This window comes from Ephemeroptericola cinctiostellae, assembly GCF_003339525.1.
Taxonomy (GTDB): domain Bacteria; phylum Pseudomonadota; class Gammaproteobacteria; order Burkholderiales; family Burkholderiaceae; genus Hydromonas; species Hydromonas cinctiostellae.
Window position 1 is genome coordinate 449772 of the sequence record NZ_CP031124.1, and the last position, 16630, is coordinate 466401.

Consider the following 16630-nt stretch of genomic DNA (forward strand, 5'->3'; position numbering starts at 1 on the left):
CTCATTTAGACCTCAACGCAATCAACGAAATAGCACATTTTTCCGTCAACCGTGGTTTTTATCAAACCGTGCACGTCCTGCTCAAAACCCGGAAACTGCCCATTAAATTCCAGTGCAAAATGTAAAAACTCAATGATCAATTGATTGAAACGTTCACCAGGAACAAGTAAAGGAATGCCTGGGGGATACGGTGTGACCAGTGAACCCGTGATGTGTTCTGTGGTCAAATCCAGTACGTTCACGCGCGTGTATTGACGGCGTGCCATTTTTGCCCATGCATCGGCGGGGCGCATGGCGGGGATGACGGGCTCGATGTACATGTCGTGCTGGATGCGAGCGATGTCATGGGCTTTATAAGCCTCATGAATTTGCTGGCACAAGTCTTTCATGCCAAGCTTGGCGTAGCAGGGGTTTTCTTTGATGAATTCGGGGAAAATTTTAACCAAAGGTTTGTTGTCGTCGTAAATGTCCTTGAATTGCTGTAATTCAGTCAGCAACGTGTTCCACTTGCCTTTGGTGATGCCAATGTTGAAAATCAAGAAAATCGAGTATAAACCGACTTTTTCAATGATGATGCCGTAGTCTGCAAGGTAATTGGCCACCAATGTGGCGGGGATGCCCATGTCGGCAAAATCACCATCGATGTCTAAACCAGGCATGAGGATGGTGGTTTTGATTGGATCGAGGATGTTCATGTCTTTTTCGACACCTGAAAACCCATGCCAACGGTCGTTGGGCATGATCGCCCAATCGGATTGCTTGCCGACACCGTGCTCGGGCAATGCGTCAGGTCCCCACACTTTGAACCACCATGAGTTGGCATATTCTTCATCGGCCTTGTGCATGGCGTGGCGGAAGTCCATTGCTTCGAGCAGGCTGTCGTTGGTCAAGGCTTGTCCGCCTTCGCCTTCCATCATGGCTGCGGCGACGTCACATGAAGCAATGATCGAATATTGCGGGCTGGTGGAGGCGTGCATGAGGAACGCCTCGTTGAAACGGTGGCGATCCAGCGGTTGTTCAACGGCATCTTGTACGAGGATTTGCGAAGCTTGTGACAATGCGGCGAGCAGTTTGTGCGTCGATTGGGTGGCGAAGACGGTGGAGTATTGCGTGCGACCCGAATCACCATTGATCGAATAATAGTTGTCGTAGAAGGTGTGAAAGTACGCGTGGGGCATCCATGCTTCGTCAAACATCAGGGTTTGCACTTTACCGTCGAGCATTCTTTTGATTGCTTGCGCGTTGTACATCACGCCATCGTAGGTGCATTGGGTCAGCACGAACAGGCGTGGTTGTGCTGTTTTATCTTCAATGAAAGGGTGTTCATTGATTTTTCGTTGGATGGTTGCCATCGAAAATTCAGATTTTGGGATCGGGCCAATGATGCCAAATTTATTTCGTGTGGGGGTGAGGAACACCGGAATGGCACCCGTCATGATGATGGCGTGCAGGCTGGACTTATGGCAGTTTCGATCAACGATGACGATGTCGTTCGGCGCCACATTGGCGTGCCAAACCATTTTGTTCGACGTGGATGTGCCGTTGGTGACGAAAAAACAGTGGTCGGCTTTGAAAATTCGCGCTGCATTGTCTTCGGATTCACGCACCGAACCCGTGTGCAGCAAAGGCTGACCCAATTCTTCGACGGAGTTGCATACGTCTGCGCGCAGCATGTTTTCACCAAAAAATTGATGGAACAATTGACCGACAGGGCTTTTTAAAAAAGCCACACCGCCCGAATGCCCTGGCGCATGCCATGAATACGATGAGTTTTGCGCATAATTGACCAAACGCCCAAAAAAAGGTGGGAATAAATCATCGAGGTAGGTTTTCGCTTCGCGCAAAATATGGCGCGCCATGAATTCATTGGTGTCCTCGAACATGTGAATGAAGCCGTGCATTTCACGTGTGATGTCGATCGGTAAATGGCGTGAGGTGTGTGTGCGACCATACAGAAAAATAGGGATGTCGGCGTTGCGCTGACGGATTTCAGTGACCAAGCTGCGCAAGTCGCGGATGGTTTGTGATGCCATTTCGTCGCAATGTTGTTCGCCATTCTCAGGTTCATCGATCGACACAATGAATGCGCTGGCACGCACGGCTTGTTGTGCCAAACCAATGAAGTCGCGTGAATGGGTCATGGCGACCACTTCGGTGCCAAGGGCTTCGATGGCCTCACCCAGTGCGCGCATACCAGTACCCGCGATGTTGTCCGAGCGGTAATCTTTATCGACAATGATGACGGGAAAATTGAATTTCATGGCTGTCCTTTTAACAAAAGGGTAAAAATGAACTTGAATGATGCAGGTTGTTGTGCAAGGCATGTGCCTTGTCACCATCTGTGCATGCAGCGTGTAATTTTACGCTCAAGTCAAAAAAATACGGGATGATTTTTGAAGGAATTAAAGCAAATGGGGGTTATGCAGGCGTTCTTGCCCAAAGGTCGAGGTTGGACCGTGACCCGGTACGAATTGAATGCCATCGCCTAAAGGCAATAATTTTTCTTTGATGCTGCGAGTCAAATCGGCATGATTGCCTTGTGGAAAATCAGTGCGACCGATCGAGTTTTGGAATAACACATCACCGACCCATGCCAATTGCGCCTCTTTGGAATGAAACACAACGTGACCTGGGGTGTGTCCGGGACAGTGAATCACATTCAGAATGTGATCGCCCACTTGCACGGTGTCGCCGTCACTGAGCCAGTGTGTCGGGGTGAACGCTTTGGCATGACCAAAGCCAAAGCGCTGCGCTTGATCGTCCAAACCGTCCAACCAAAACTTGTCACCAATATGTGGGCCGATGATGGGCACACCATTCAGTGCCGCGGCCAGCTCTGGCGCAGCGGCGGCATGATCGAGGTGACCGTGGGTCAATAAAATTTGTGTGACATGGGCGCCTGTGTGTTCGATTTGCGCCAAAATTTTATCGATGTCACCACCGGGATCAACGACTGCGGCTTCTTTTGTGGCACTGCAGACGATGAGTGAACAATTTTGCTGAAAAGGAGTGACGGGGATGATGAGCACTTGCATGGTTTTTTTCTTCGCTTATTTCAAAAACAGGGTGTACACCGGGTTGTCGGTTTCATCCCAATAACGGTGGCCGAGTGTCGGTAGAAATTTTTTGAATTGTGCGCGGTCTGCGGCCGGCACTTGAATGCCAACCAGCACGCTGCCAAAGTCACCGCCTTGGTTGCGATACTGGAACAAGGAAATGTTCCAGTGTAAAGAGACTGAAGTCAAAAAGTTCAACAGCACACCTGCACGCTCGGGAAACTCAAAACGAAGCACCATTTCATTGATCGCGCCGGTGCATGCACCGCCAATCATGTTACGGATGTGTTGTTTGGCCAGCTCATTGTGTGATAAATCGAGGGTGGCGATGCCTTTTTTGATGAATTTTTCAGCAATTTTCGTCGAGTCACCGTGTCCAGTGACCGCGACACCGACCAACAGGTGAGCGTGCACAGGGTCGTTCATGCGGTAATTGAATTCGGTGATGCTGCGTTGTTCACCCAGCAGGTCGCACAGGTGCTTAAAAGACCCGCGTGCTTCTGGAATGGTCATGGCGAACAAAGCTTCTTGCGCTTGACCCGCATCGGCGCGGCTGGCGATGTAACGCAAACGGTCGAAATTGGTGTTTGCACCAGAGGCAATGGCCACCAGATGTTTGTTTTTCCAACCGTGTTGTTCCGCATAGGCCTTCATGCCTGCGATCGCAAGTGCGCCAGAGGGTTCGAGGATGGAGCGCGTGTCTTGAAACACATCTTTAATGGCGGTGCTGATGTCATCGGTGGTGACGCTGATGTAGTCGTCGACATACAGTTTGGCAAGGCGGAAGGTTTCTTTACCGACCAATTTAACGGCGGTGCCATCGGCGAAGATGCCGACGTCTTTTAAAGTCACGCGTTTGTTGGCTTTGATCGATTGCGCCATGGCATCCGAATCGACACTTTGCACGCCGATGATTTTGACATCAGGGCGAACCAATTTGATGTAGGTGGCAATCCCAGCGATCGCGCCGCCACCGCCAATGGGCACGAAAATGGCGTCCAAATGCGTGGGGTGTTGGCGCAAAATTTCCATGCCCATCGTGCCTTGCCCTGCGATGACATCGGGGTCGTCAAAAGGATGGGCGAATGTCAGCTTGTGTTCTTTTTCGAGTTTGAGTGCGTGATCGTAGGCATCGGTGTATGAGCCACCGTGTTGAACAACTTCAACATACTCGCCACCGAAGCGTTTGATGGCTTCAATTTTGATCGCAGGTGTGGTTTCAGGCACAACAATGATGGCTTTGCATTTGAGTTTGGCGGCAGAAAACGCCACACCTTGTGCATGGTTGCCTGCTGAAGCTGTGATCACACCTTGTTTGAGTTGTGCGGGGGTGAGCTGCGCCATGCGGTTGTATGCGCCACGAATTTTGTATGAAAACACTTCATGGTGGTCTTCGCGCTTGAGAAAGACGTGGTTGTTGATCTTTTTCGAGAGCTGTGGGGCAAACTCCAGCGGGGTTTCGTCCGTCACGTCGTACACGCGAGCGGTCAAGATTTTCTTTAAATAGTCGATTTGCGGCATAATGGCACTCATGAAGTTGTGGCGCATGGGAGGGTCAATTGTTGCACGCCAGCATAAAGTGCAAGGTTAACAGGTTCACCTCGACACAGCAAGCCCACAATACTTTAGAAGTGTTTAATTTTGTGTGAACGGCGTCTAATTGTCTGACATCGTGCACAAAAAGTGTCAGTTGCATGCGCATGTGAAATGGGGCTGACACTTATTTTGATGAGAAAGTTGCCCATGCCCGATTGGTTGAACACTGCGCTTGCTTATTTTGCTTTGCCTGACATTGGATTGCCTGCTATTTTTGTGGTGGCTTTTGTGTCTGCGACGTTGTTACCGATGGCCACTGAACCTGTGTTGTTTGGTTTTGTGAAACTCAATCCAGATCAGTTTTGGCTGGCCATTGTGGTGGCGACGATGGGCAATACATTGGGCGGTATGGTCACTTATTGGATGGGTTGGGGGGCAAAAAATGCGTTGGCCAAGCAAAAGCCTGTCAAGCATTTGCAGTGGTTGAAGCGGGTGGGCTCTCCTGTATTGCTGTTGTCATGGGTGCCCGGAATTGGCGATGCGCTGTGTGCCATGGCGGGTTGGCTGAAACTGCCTTGGCGTGGTGTGTTGTTGTGGATGGGGCTGGGCAAGCTGGTGCGTTTTATTGTCGCCACCGCGTTTTTGTTGTGGGTTCCAGATGGTTTTTGGCAGGCACTGTTGCAGCGTATTTTTTAATAACCATAAAATTGTCTGGGAGACACCGATGATTTTCATCGATTTAGAAACATTTCGTAAGCATAAACTCAACGACATTGCAGCAGGACATTTTGAAACGCCTTTGGGTGAGGTCACACAAGTGACGGAGCTGATTTTGAATCACCCGCATTCACAATCCAAGGTGTTCTCATCCGCAATTTTGGACGACATTTGCGCGAAAGTGGGTGAAGTGGCATGGGCGCAAGTATCGCCCAAGCCACAGCCGAACACATCGACAGAAACACAATATGAGTCGCAGCGTCCGTGGCTCTTCATCGCTACGTACATGTACCCTGCAGGTGGACACACCAAGGTGATGGAGGATTACATCAAGTTGGCCAATGGTCGACGGTGCATTGTGCTGTTGACCAACATCGCCAACGGTGATCCTGTGGTGCATCGCGATCAATTGTATGTCGAAGAAGTGAAACATTTGGGTGCGCAGGCAGACATCAGCATCACAGGTAATTTGACCGAAAAGTTGCGCTGGCTGCAAACCAAAATAGTAGAGTTGAATCCAGCGAAAACCTTTTTGTTCAACCATTATTATGACAGCGTGGCTGTTGCCGCCAGCGTTGTTGCGCCGAGTGGCACGGCTTATTTTTTACACCATGCCGATTATAAATTTTCGTTGGGTGTGCAGTCCAAACATTTGAACCACATTGATTTTCATGCGGCAGGATTGTGTTTGTGCCGAGATAAACTCAAAGTGCCGAATCAAGTGTATTGGCCGTTGTCAGCCACTGACATGGGCGTTCGAGCAGAAGACAGTTTTTATAAGAATGGCCGTTTGACCACTGCCACATCGGGCGCGTATCACAAGTTTACCTCACCTTACCCGTACAAATATGTTGAGCTCATTCCACACATCATCCGCACCACGGATGGTTTTCATGTGCACATTGGTGAGTTGACGGCTGAAGTGATGGCAGAGATTGAGCAGCATTTGGCGAGTAACGGTGTGCCTCGTGAACGTTTCATTTATGTGCCCGTGGTGAAATCGGTGTGGCAAGCCATGAGCGATTATGGTGTTGACGTCTACATGCCATCATTTCCGACGGGCGGCAACAAAGCCTCGATTGAGGCCATGGGCAGCGGCACGCCCATGTTGTCTCATTTGGGCATGGGACCCTTTCGGTTTATTTTGGGCGGTGATTTTGCCATGTACCCTGAAGCGGTGCGCTGGAAACACCCCGATGAACTGTTTGATGGCTTGCGGCAACTGAACCATGTGGATGTGCTCAAAGCGCATCGACTGAAAGCGCGCGCAAATTATGATGCCCATTATGCCGAACACTTCACGCGTGCACTCATCAATGACGTCAACCTGGAGCACGAAGGATTGCACAGCATTCACATTGACACTGTTGACCCAGTGGATGCACAAGATTTTATTTTTAATGAGCATTACAACCCCTGACGCTTGGCACTAAAGAGCAGGGTGTATTGCTCCAATGTGCGCTTTAATTTCTTCGATTTTGAGTGTCAATTGGTTTAAAAATTTATAGCGAATGCCATCATCGTATTCATTTTGATCGAGGTTGTCCAGTTGCTCGATTGAATGGGCTGTGTTGAGCGGAGGATTCAAAGGCATTTGGGTCGATGAGTGTGGGAGGGGCGTTCCTTGGGTGATGTAATGGTTGATGCGGAAAAAGTTCTGTGAAGGAAGCTCGTCATTCGCCAACCCTTGGGGGGTTAATGGCCGCATGTTCTCATCGCAAGTCCCATCGCTTGTTGAAAAATAATGTGCGTTGATGTTTTGTACGTTCCCGTTTTGTCGACCTCGCACAATCGACTTAATCTGGCGATTGGTATGAAAATGGGGGTGACTGTGGCGGGTGTACTCCTCTAACAACAAGCCATCAGGTGCTGTGAGGTGACCGCTACTGCCATAACATGTCCAATAAACGGCAAGTGCGGATAGTTTTTTGTCTTCATAGAGCGTTAAAGCATCTTTGATGTTGGCATGCTGTACGGGAAATAAAAAATCATTACCGTCAATATACGCCATCCAATCGACTTCAGGTAAATACTGATGGATGGAGTCGGTATAGGCCTCGTGTTGGGAAACAGAGGCATCGATATCTTTCACATAGACAGGGTAATGCTGGGCGATGTCATGCAAGGTTTGACTCATGCCATCATTACTTTGATGTGCATAAATATACAGACGGTTAAAGCCGACGCACAAATGAAAGGCAATCCATTCAATGATGTATGGATTGCGATCACGTTGAATGCTGGTGATGCCGATCTCCATTTTTTTCTCCTAGAACAATCATTTGTTGTAATGTGAGCTTGATGTTGAAGTAGTGAGTGATCGATTTTAGGCTCGTATTTTTTATAATACTACATTAAGTTTTATTTTTTTAATTGGTTTTTTGTAATAAATATTCACTTTGATTTGACTTGGTTGGCGAGTGGCAGGATCTTTTTATCTTGTATGGCGTACTTATATGGCATGCTGGTGCCGTTATGGGTCATATCTTCACCACGTTATGTTGAGATTTTGACTGCAAGGATGTTTTTAAAGATGTGCAGCATGTGCACCGATGCGCGCTTTAATTTCTTCGACTTTGAGTTTTAATTTGACTAAAAATTTATAGCGAATGCCATCATCGCACTCATTGCGATCAAGGCTGTCAAAGACTTCGAGTGAGCGAATCGAATTGAAGTTCCCATCAGGGGGAATCATTTGTGATTTTTTGCGACGGTAAAAGTCGTAGCTTTGTGTCATGTAATGGTTGATGCGAAAAACCTCTTGAGACGGGTGCTCATTTCCCATCAGCTCATGACTGGTTAAAATTCGCATTTTTTCATCGAATGTACCGTCACTGGTGGCGAAAATATGGGCGGTTACACCTTGAACATGATCGTTTTTTTTACCCTTAACAATCGACTTGATGTAGCGATTGGCGTGAAAGTCTGGTTGACTGTGCCGGGTGTACTGCTCCAATAACAACCCATCTGGGTCTTCAAGGTGTCCGCTGCTGCCATAACATGTCCAGTACACGCCGAGAGCGGACAGTCGTTTGTCTTGATAGGGCGCTAATGCGTCTTTGATGTCGGCGTGCTGGACGGGGAATAAAAATTCATCGCCATCAATGTACGCCATCCAATCGACTTCAGGCAAATGGTGGTGTACCGAATCGATATAGACCGTATGCTGAGGGAAGTCATAATCAATTTCTTTCACAACCACTGGGTAGTGTTTGGCGATGCGGTGTAGTGTTTCGTTCATGCCATCGACGCTTTTGTGTGAATAAATATAAAATCGATTAAAGCCGACGCAAAGGTGAAAGGCAATCCATTCGATGATGTATGGGTTACGATCGCGTTGAACGCTGGTGATGCCGATGTCCATGTTTATCCTGAAAGTCAATGCGGTTGTTCAAATCTCTGTTTGTATGGGCTTTGAGCCCAGCAGAGAGAGAAATAAAATTCTCATGTTGTTTTTTATACATATTCCTAACGATTATACTTAATTTAAGCGGGTTTGAAATGACGGTTTCTGGTTTTTGTGCTTAAATGTACTGTTGGTTAAGTGTATATTTTTTATTAAGTATTTAGTATTAAATGGAGATCGGTATGACAATGTATTATTTAACAAACGATAACAACAGCGCAAGTTTAGAAGTCCCTCTATTATATCCACAATATGTCAATGACAGCTTCATCCTTACTGGTAATTTAGGTTCAGATACGCTGACTGGTGGTAATGCCAATGATACGGTGTATGGCGGCAACTCAGCTCCAGTTGTGAATGCCGATGGCACTTATGCGAATGATGGCAACGATGTGCTGAAAGGCGGAAAAGGGAATGATGTGCTTGAGGGGGGAACTGGCAGCGATACTTATAAATTCTCTGTCGGGGATGGCTCAGACAGCATCACAGATGCCAACTTGTTTGTTGATGCAACAGATGTGATTGAGTTTTTAGACGTGGCTTCAACCGCTGTGCTGTATAGCTATTCTGGTGATGATTTGATTATTAAATATGGCACTTCAGATCAATTGACGGTTAAGAATTATTTTGCACCCAGTGGCCGAATTGAGCAGATCAAATTCAGCAATGGCGTTGCTTTAACACCAGCACAAGTTTACAGCAGCTTGGGCATGGTTTATGAATTAGAAAATACCATCAAAGGCACAGGCGTCAGTGATGTGATAACGGGTGTAAGCGGGAAAATGAATGTCATTGCTGGTTTTAATGGCGATGACACACTCGTGGGGGCAGAAAAACGAGATGAAATTTATGGTGGTTTGGGTAATGACAGTTTATCTGGTCTAGTGGGCAACGATTATTTGGATGGTGGGGATGGCAACGACCATTTAGATGGCGGTGCTGATAATGACAAGTTGTTTGGTGCCGCTGGAAGTGATGTCTTAATGGGTGGTGTGGGTAACGACACCTTGATAGGGGGTGATGGTGATGACAGCCTGGTCGGAGGCGCAGGAGCTGATGTGCTTTATGCTGGAACGGGTAATGACACTTTGGTGGCTGATGACATAAACGACAGGCTGTATTCCGATGATGGGTTTGTGGGGGATGTGGTTAAAGTCAATGTGGATAACTATTTCCTTGGTCAAGACATCATTCAAGACCCCGATGTGACCATTCAGTATGGTACAGGTGTTAAACCATTGGCGGCGTTCATTCAAGCCATGCTGTCTTACTCACCCCTTCAAGCTCAAGGTCTGGGGCAGCCAGCAAACATTACATACAGTTTTGCCACCGTACAACAAAGTGGTTTTTTTGGGTTTGTGCCATACACGGATGCAGTCAAGAACCAAATTAGAACAGCACTCAATCATTTTGCTAAAAACACAGGCATTACTTTTGTCGAAACGGCTTCATACGATGATGCACAAATCAAGCTCTATAACCAAACAACATATGCGAACAATTCGGGATATTGGGATGGATCAACCCTCCGACTGTCTACATCGGAAGCGGACATGTCGATTGAGCCAGGAACTGTTGGGTACTATACTTTGATGCATGAGCTTGGTCATGCTTTGGGTTTAAACCATTTCAATGCTTTTTCTGATAACAATCAGGATGGCATACAGCAAACGGGAGAATTGTCCGCTTTGAACTACCGAGACACCAACGGCGTGGCTCAGACATGGGATACCAGCTTGATTATGCCCAATAGGGCAGACGTTTTCCACATCAACGATGCTTATAGTGTCATGGCTTATAATAAAGGTCAGGAGTTTCTTAATGGCCAACGGGTGACAACGCTTGGTACAGGGTATGGTTTATTTGATTTGGCGGCATTGCACTATGCGTATGGTGTCAACGCAAACTTACGGGCTGAAAGTAATACTTATGGCTTTAATGACCATTATATTTGGGATGGCGCAGGTACAGACACGTTTTCAGCTGCGAACAAAACCATTGCAGTGAATGTGGATTTAACACCCGGTTCTTGGATCTACGCGGGCACAAAGTTGTCAGATGGTGCGGCTGCAAACCTGTTGGTGGATGGTCAAGCCTTCATAGGCTTCGGTACTTACATCGAGAATGCAGTTGGCGGTTCAGGAAATGACACTTTAACGGGCAATGTGCTGAGCAATAATTTAAATGGCGGTTCAGGCAACGACAGCATCAGTGGTGGTGATGGTGGCGACGTATTGAAAGGCGGTCTGGGTACAGACAGCCTTAACGGTGGGGTTGGCAGTGATTGGGCGGATTATCGCGGCACCAGTGTGGTGGTGACGGTCGATCTCAACAGCACGGCGGCTCAAAACACCGGCGCATGGGGTACGGATACCCTTGTGAATATAGAGAATGTGTTTGGCGGGTCAGGCAATGACAGCCTGATGGGCAATGCCTTAGGTAATACGATCCGTGGTGGGTTGGGTAATGATTTCATGTCGGGTGACGTCATCGGTGGGACGGCTGGAGGCAACGATTATGTGGATTACCGTGACATCACAACGGTGGATTTAACGATCGACCTCAGCCTCACAACCGCTCAAATCACGGGTGCAGGCACAGATACTATCCTTAATTTTGAAAGCATTTACAGTGGTGCCGCCAATGACAGATTGACGGGCAACAGTTTGGCCAACCAATTGTTGGCCTATGCAGGCAACGACACCCTTAACGGTGGTTTGGGCAACGATGGTTTGCAAGGCGGTGTGGGCAACGACACCTATCTGTTCCAGCGGGGCGCGGGTGCGGATACCATCACGGAGACCGATGCGACCGCAGGCAACAGCGACTTGCTGTGGTTTGACACCAATGTGACCAGCAGTCAATTGTGGTTTCAGCACACGGGCAACAATTTGGTGGTCAGTGTGATTGGCACCAGCGATAAAGTGACCCTCAGCAATTGGTACACAGGATCAGCCAACCAAGTGGAGACCATCAAGGCTTCGGATGGTAAGACGTTGTCCAGTACCAAGGTCGATGCGTTGGTGAGTGCGATGTCTGTATTTACCATTCCAACAGCGGGCACGACCACATTACCAACCAGCTATCAAACATCGTTGAACCCTGTTTTAGCGGCGAATTGGGTTTAAGTTTTAGATCTTAGCCTTTATTGATAGAAGAGCCTTGGTTGAACATGTGTTTAACCAAGGCTTTTTTTATGAAAGCTTGTTACGCAAAAAAGAGTTTGAGCTTTTCTGTGGCGGCATTCAGGTCGGTCATCGACATGGTTTGACTGAGGTAGGCACGCCGTGCGTTGGCTTCAGCCTTGAACACCCACTCATCGCGGCTGGTGCTGTCATGGTGCAGGTGGAACAAGGGGGTGTCCATCGACACCCATTTGACCCCCAAACGTTGTGAGCGGAAGAACAGCTCGTTGTCTTCACCGCCCCAGCCGATGAAAGAGGTGTCTAAGCCACCGATGCGAAGGAATGCGCTGCGGCGAAAAATAAATGCGCCGCCCATGCTGCCCTCATACAAGACCGATGTGTCATCGGTCAGCGCGGTTTTATGGATGCCATTGAAATGGTCGAAACTGGGGGATTCTAAAAAACGTTGTTTGGTGGCGCCCGTCACGTTGATCGCGCCGTGATACGGGCAAATCACATCGTTATCGGGTGTGGTCATGATGTTGTAAATGCAGCTGCTTAATACGTGGGGGTTGGGCACGCAATCAATGTCGATGAAAAACAAGGCATCGCATTGACTGATTTTTGCGCCCAGATTGTATAAATAAGCCTTTGGAAAGAGCCCATCGTTGTAAGTGAACACGTGTTGAATGCGTGGGTTGCTGAGTCGATGCCAGTCAAATTTGGGCACCACATCGGCCTCCATCAGCCAGATGGTGTAATCGCAGTGGGCGAGGTCGAAATAGCGGAGTACGGCGTACAGGTTCTCCTCGCGTTCACTGGTGTTGCCACGGTATGACATGATGATGTCGATGTTGTGTAAAGAAATTTTGTTCATGATGGCGGGAGGGGTTCATGCAAAGTCAATGGTTGTTGACAGGCGTTTAGGCAACAAAAAATTGACGCAGCTCTTCGGCCAAGGCCTGTAATTGTTCAATGGGCATGTGTTCACTTTGGTTGCCCAGTTCAACATTGGGCATGGCCTGTTCGCGCCAACCATCACGATTCACGCTGTCGTGGTTCATGTGAAACAGCGGTGTGCCAAGGGACGACCATTTCAAACCCAAGCGGGTGGCACGGTGCAGCAGCTCACTGTCTTCGCCGCCCCAGCCTTTGAATGCCATGTTTAAACCACCCACGCGAACGAAATCTTTGCGGCGGAAAATGAAAATTCCACCTGCATTGCGTTCGTACAAAATGCTGGTGTCAGGCACCAACGCATCTTTGGTGATGCCGTTGAACATCTCATAGCGCGGTTCGGCTAGGAATTGCTGTTTGAGTGCACCCGTGACATTAATCATTTCCCAGAAGGGGCACAGCACATCATGTGCTTGAAAATGAATCAGTTCACGCACACAATCGCTCACGGCTTTGGGTTCTGCAATGCAATCCACATCGTTGAACACCAAAATGTCACTTTGACTCAACTTGGCCCCAGTGTTGTACAGCATGGCTTTTGGAAAAGGCCCCGCATTGGGAAAAAACACATGGCGAATTTTGTCATCGGACAGTCGCTTCCAGTCAAATTTGGGGGCGGCATCGGCCTCCATGACAAAAATGGTGTAGTCCGTATAGGTCAGGTCAAAATGGCGGAGCACTGCGTACAAATTGTCTTCGCGCTCAGGGGTATTGCCGCGGTACGACATGATGATGCTGGCATTAAATAGAGAAAATTTTTCAGTCATAGGAAATCCTTTGTGGGGTGTGTGGCGATTGCGTTTAATCCATGAAACGGGGTTGTAGCAAAAATCCTTGGTCTTCTTCGTTCAGCGGCCGTTTACGCAACACGAGGTTTTGGCGATCCACCACGCGCGGGGTGCGTCGTCCGGCAAGCCAATCGCCGCCATTGTCGGTTAACACCGCCACACCGTAGGCATTGTTGACACCGTATCCCGTCTCGATGATGTCAAAGCGGTGGGTGTTGAACCCATACAGCCAAAAATCATTGACGATGTGTTCCCATGTGGTGTCATTGAATGCGCGGCGATCGTCGATGTGAGACCAGGCATCATACGATAAATCAAGTGGTACGCTGATGTGCAGCGTGCCACCATCTTTGAGCAAATCCAAGCAATTTTTTAAACTTTGCTTAAAATCCTTGACGCGCTGAAAGACATCTTTGGCGATGATTTTATCAAAATAAGCAGGTTCAAGCATGGTTTGGCCAAACCGCCATGAGTTCAATGATTGTCCAAAGGGCAGTGGGGCGCCGATGTCGATTGGTAAGTCGGGGGCAAAGTCGGCACGGGCATCCACGTTACAGTAACTGTAATGCCAAGCTTCGCCAGCGCCCAGTTGCAAAGTGGTGGGCAATGCGACGCTGTGGTTGATCAAGTTGCCGATTTCGGGCGGTGTGAGTTTGGACTGAGCCAAGTAGCGTTCAATCGCGGGTTTTATTAAGGTGCGCGCTGCACTGTGTTGTGAGAACAGCTCAAAACCATTGCGCTCCAGCTCATGGCGGCGGGCATCGTCGTGTGCCAAGTCCCAACACAGCTGCGGCAATTGTTCCGTGTGGCCGTAAAGAACGGCCGCACAGATGTCGTCATCCATGTCTGTTTCCGAGAAGGTTTCGGCAATCACCACTTTACGATGAACCAAAGGGTAGGCCATGTGGGATGTTTCAATGGCCTTGGCTGAATCGGAGCGGTGCATGTTCAGTATGATTTTGCTGCGGGCGATGAGTGCATCCAGCCCTTGATTGGTCCATCCTGTTTGCTCGGCGATCTGAACGTTCAGACCCTTTGCTCGCAACGCATCCACCGTGGTTTGGTGGCGTGGGCGCATGACGCCATAGAGCAGCACGTCGATGTCTTGTTCTGCAACCGTTGGCACGTGGTGCATGTCCGCGACATAAGCCATGGGCACGTGATGAATGTCATGCACGCCCGCATGCCTGAGCGCGTGGACATTGTTCAAATGGGCGTCCCACACATGGGTGTGGATCATTTGTCGCACATAACGTTGGTTGAAGCATGTGGCCTCGTTGGCGGCCAACTCCCAGTTGTAAATGATGATGTCTGAGGCGAGTTGAGAGAGGCGAGTCCAGCTGTTCAATGGGTCAGCGGAGCTGTGCGAGCCGAGCACGATGTTGATGGCATTTGGGTTGAGCAGCGCATGGGCGGATGTCACGTCGTAGCCCAGCGAGCGGATGCCGTGGGTGAGGAGCAACATGCGTTCGGAAAAGGAGTCTTCGCCGCTTGAGAGGGCGGTGATGTGGACAGGTGGGGCGATCATCATGGTGTCAGTCCAAAAAGCGTGTTTGAGGCAACATGTTCATTTCTTCCGCGGTCAGTGCGCGCTTGCGCAGGGTGATGTTTTGCAAATCCATCATGCGTGGGGTGCGCAGGGCGATGTTCCAATCGTTGTTGTGTTCGGCAATGAATGCGCTGGCTTCGGCATTGTAAAAACTGACTGCGGTTTCAACCAATTCAAAGCGATGCGTATGCCAACGGTAGCACCACCAATTGTCGATGATGCGCGTCCATGTGTGCTCATTGAACGCGCGTTTGTCATCCATGTGTGTCCATGCACCATGTGATAAATCCAGTGGAATGGTGATTTTAAGCGTACCGCCATCTTCGAGCAAGGTCAAGCAATTCGTGAGTGTGAGCTCAAGGTCGTCCACACGTTGAAATACATTGTTGGCAACGATGGTGGTGAAATAGTTGGCTTCGCAAATCACGTGCCCAAAGCGCCATGAATGCATCGTTTCGCCCAGAGGCAGTGGCTTTGAAATGTCCAAAGGCAAATCAGGGGCAAAGTCGGCGCGGGCATCGATGTTGCAGCACGTGAATTTCCAAAACATGCCGGGGCTGATCAACAATGTTTTGGGAACAGGGGTGTTGACGTTCGGTTGATTGCCAATCAGCCGCGGCGTCTGATTGTGTTGCGCAAAATAACGCTCAATCGCGGGTTTGAGGATGTCTCGTGCTTGGCGCTTTGAAAAAATATCGAAGCCTTTTTGCTCCAAAGCATGGCGGCGATCGTCGTCATGCACCAAATCCCAGCACAGCTGTGGCAAGTCATCGACATGGCCGTGCGCCACGGCCTCACGGATGTCGCTTTCAATGGCAGTCAGCTCTGACAGCTCCGACACAACGGCTTTTTTATTGGCGAGCAAGTAACCCACGCGGGCGATTTCAAAGACTTTAATTTCATCGAGTAAATGAATGTTGAGCACCACTTTGGCACGTGCAATGTACTGATCGCGTTGTTCGCCCGTCATGCGCCCCGTGTCATTTGAGGTGAGCACATGCAGCCCTTTGGCACGAATGGCCTCGATGATGGTTTGGCGACGCCCATTGATTTCACCGTAAAACAGCACATCAATGTCCTGCATGGCCGCAACGGGCACGCGGCGCATGTCATCGACATAGCCCATGGGCACGTGATGGATGTCTTGTACACCCGCCGCTTTGAGCTGCTGCACATTGCCTTCGTTGTAATCCCACACATGGCTGTGGGTCATTTGACGCAAATACCCTGGGACGAAACGACCGATGTCCGCAGATGCGGGTTCCCAATTGTAAATGATGGTTTGATCGGTGGCTTGACGGATGGTTTTCCACGTCAACAGTTGCGAGCAAAACAAAATATTTAAGTCACCATGAAACAGCATGCCTTTTTGGTAATGCACCTCATAGCCGAGTGCGCTCAGACCTTGTTGGCAGGTCAGGATGCAATCGGTGAAAGCATCGTGCGCCGTGATGGTGGTGAGAAAAATTTTTGGCTGTGTTTGCATGGCGTGACTG

The 16630-nt window shown here is 49.1% G+C and carries 12 protein-coding genes; 3 read left to right on the plus strand and 9 right to left on the minus strand.

The features are described from left to right. Positions 1 to 5 precede the first annotated feature (5 nt). From DTO96_RS02205 to ilvA, 3 genes are all read right to left on the minus strand, one after another. Positions 6 to 2261, minus strand: a complete 2256-nt coding sequence (locus tag DTO96_RS02205; protein WP_114562004.1) for an Orn/Lys/Arg family decarboxylase — start codon at positions 2259 to 2261, stop codon at positions 6 to 8. A gap of 141 nt (positions 2262 to 2402) precedes the next feature. After that, entirely contained in the window at positions 2403 to 3035 is a 633-nt protein-coding gene (locus DTO96_RS02210) for an MBL fold metallo-hydrolase (protein WP_114562005.1), read from the minus strand. A 15-nt stretch (positions 3036 to 3050) separates the two neighbouring features. Next, on the minus strand, positions 3051 to 4604 hold the full coding sequence (gene ilvA, locus DTO96_RS02215; protein ID WP_225972535.1) for a threonine ammonia-lyase, biosynthetic: 1554 nt from the start codon (positions 4602 to 4604) through the stop codon (positions 3051 to 3053). Between the two features lie 195 nt (positions 4605 to 4799). On the opposite strand from ilvA, the gene DTO96_RS02220 reads away from it, so the two are divergent. Both DTO96_RS02220 and DTO96_RS02225 read left to right on the plus strand, forming a co-directional pair. After that, the gene (locus DTO96_RS02220; RefSeq protein ID WP_114562006.1) at positions 4800 to 5288 is read left to right on the plus strand and encodes a YqaA family protein; all 489 of its coding nucleotides are present in this window, start codon (positions 4800 to 4802) and stop codon (positions 5286 to 5288) included. Positions 5289 to 5316: 28 nt separating this feature from the next. Next, positions 5317 to 6729, plus strand: a complete 1413-nt coding sequence (locus DTO96_RS02225) for a tetratricopeptide repeat protein (RefSeq protein ID WP_114562007.1) — start codon at positions 5317 to 5319, stop codon at positions 6727 to 6729. Between the two features lie 9 nt (positions 6730 to 6738). Here DTO96_RS02225 and DTO96_RS02230 read toward each other — a convergent pair whose 3' ends face one another. Both DTO96_RS02230 and DTO96_RS02235 read right to left on the minus strand, forming a co-directional pair. Continuing rightward, on the minus strand, positions 6739 to 7569 hold the full coding sequence (locus tag DTO96_RS02230; protein WP_114562008.1) for a glycosyltransferase family 92 protein: 831 nt from the start codon (positions 7567 to 7569) through the stop codon (positions 6739 to 6741). A 267-nt stretch (positions 7570 to 7836) separates the two neighbouring features. After that, complete coding sequence (locus DTO96_RS02235) at positions 7837 to 8673, minus strand: glycosyltransferase family 2 protein (protein ID WP_114562009.1); 837 nt, start codon at positions 8671 to 8673, stop codon at positions 7837 to 7839. 224 nt (positions 8674 to 8897) lie between these two features. Here DTO96_RS02235 and DTO96_RS02240 point away from each other — a divergent pair, with 224 nt between their 5' ends. Next, positions 8898 to 11843, plus strand: a complete 2946-nt coding sequence (locus DTO96_RS02240; protein ID WP_192879008.1) for a calcium-binding protein — start codon at positions 8898 to 8900, stop codon at positions 11841 to 11843. Between the two features lie 79 nt (positions 11844 to 11922). On the opposite strand, the gene DTO96_RS02245 is transcribed toward DTO96_RS02240, so the two are convergent. From DTO96_RS02245 to DTO96_RS02260, 4 genes are read right to left on the minus strand one after another with little or no spacing between them, the layout of a single operon-like run. Continuing rightward, entirely contained in the window at positions 11923 to 12717 is a 795-nt protein-coding gene (locus tag DTO96_RS02245) for a galactosyltransferase-related protein (protein WP_114562011.1), read from the minus strand. Positions 12718 to 12763: 46 nt separating this feature from the next. Then, a complete protein-coding gene (locus tag DTO96_RS02250) occupies positions 12764 to 13564 on the minus strand; it encodes a galactosyltransferase-related protein (protein WP_114562012.1) in 801 nt (266 codons plus the stop codon). Between the two features lie 34 nt (positions 13565 to 13598). Beyond that, a complete protein-coding gene (locus DTO96_RS02255) occupies positions 13599 to 15116 on the minus strand; it encodes a class I SAM-dependent methyltransferase (protein ID WP_114562013.1) in 1518 nt (505 codons plus the stop codon). A gap of 4 nt (positions 15117 to 15120) precedes the next feature. After that, positions 15121 to 16620: a CgeB family protein gene (locus DTO96_RS02260; RefSeq protein ID WP_114562014.1), complete on the minus strand. Its 1500-nt coding sequence runs from the start codon at positions 16618 to 16620 to the stop codon at positions 15121 to 15123. Positions 16621 to 16630 lie beyond the last annotated feature (10 nt).

Coding starts and splice junctions, on each gene's coding strand:
- DTO96_RS02205 (WP_114562004.1), bottom strand. CDS start 2,261: ATGAAATTCAATTTTCCCGTCATCATTGTCGATAAAGATTACCGCTCG.
- DTO96_RS02210 (WP_114562005.1), bottom strand. CDS start 3,035: ATGCAAGTGCTCATCATCCCCGTCACTCCTTTTCAGCAAAATTGTTCA.
- ilvA (WP_225972535.1), bottom strand. CDS start 4,604: ATGCGCCACAACTTCATGAGTGCCATTATGCCGCAAATCGACTATTTA.
- DTO96_RS02220 (WP_114562006.1), top strand. CDS start 4,800: ATGCCCGATTGGTTGAACACTGCGCTTGCTTATTTTGCTTTGCCTGAC.
- DTO96_RS02225 (WP_114562007.1), top strand. CDS start 5,317: ATGATTTTCATCGATTTAGAAACATTTCGTAAGCATAAACTCAACGAC.
- DTO96_RS02230 (WP_114562008.1), bottom strand. CDS start 7,569: ATGGAGATCGGCATCACCAGCATTCAACGTGATCGCAATCCATACATC.
- DTO96_RS02235 (WP_114562009.1), bottom strand. CDS start 8,673: ATGGACATCGGCATCACCAGCGTTCAACGCGATCGTAACCCATACATC.
- DTO96_RS02240 (WP_192879008.1), top strand. CDS start 8,898: ATGACAATGTATTATTTAACAAACGATAACAACAGCGCAAGTTTAGAA.
- DTO96_RS02245 (WP_114562011.1), bottom strand. CDS start 12,717: ATGAACAAAATTTCTTTACACAACATCGACATCATCATGTCATACCGT.
- DTO96_RS02250 (WP_114562012.1), bottom strand. CDS start 13,564: ATGACTGAAAAATTTTCTCTATTTAATGCCAGCATCATCATGTCGTAC.
- DTO96_RS02255 (WP_114562013.1), bottom strand. CDS start 15,116: ATGATGATCGCCCCACCTGTCCACATCACCGCCCTCTCAAGCGGCGAA.
- DTO96_RS02260 (WP_114562014.1), bottom strand. CDS start 16,620: ATGCAAACACAGCCAAAAATTTTTCTCACCACCATCACGGCGCACGAT.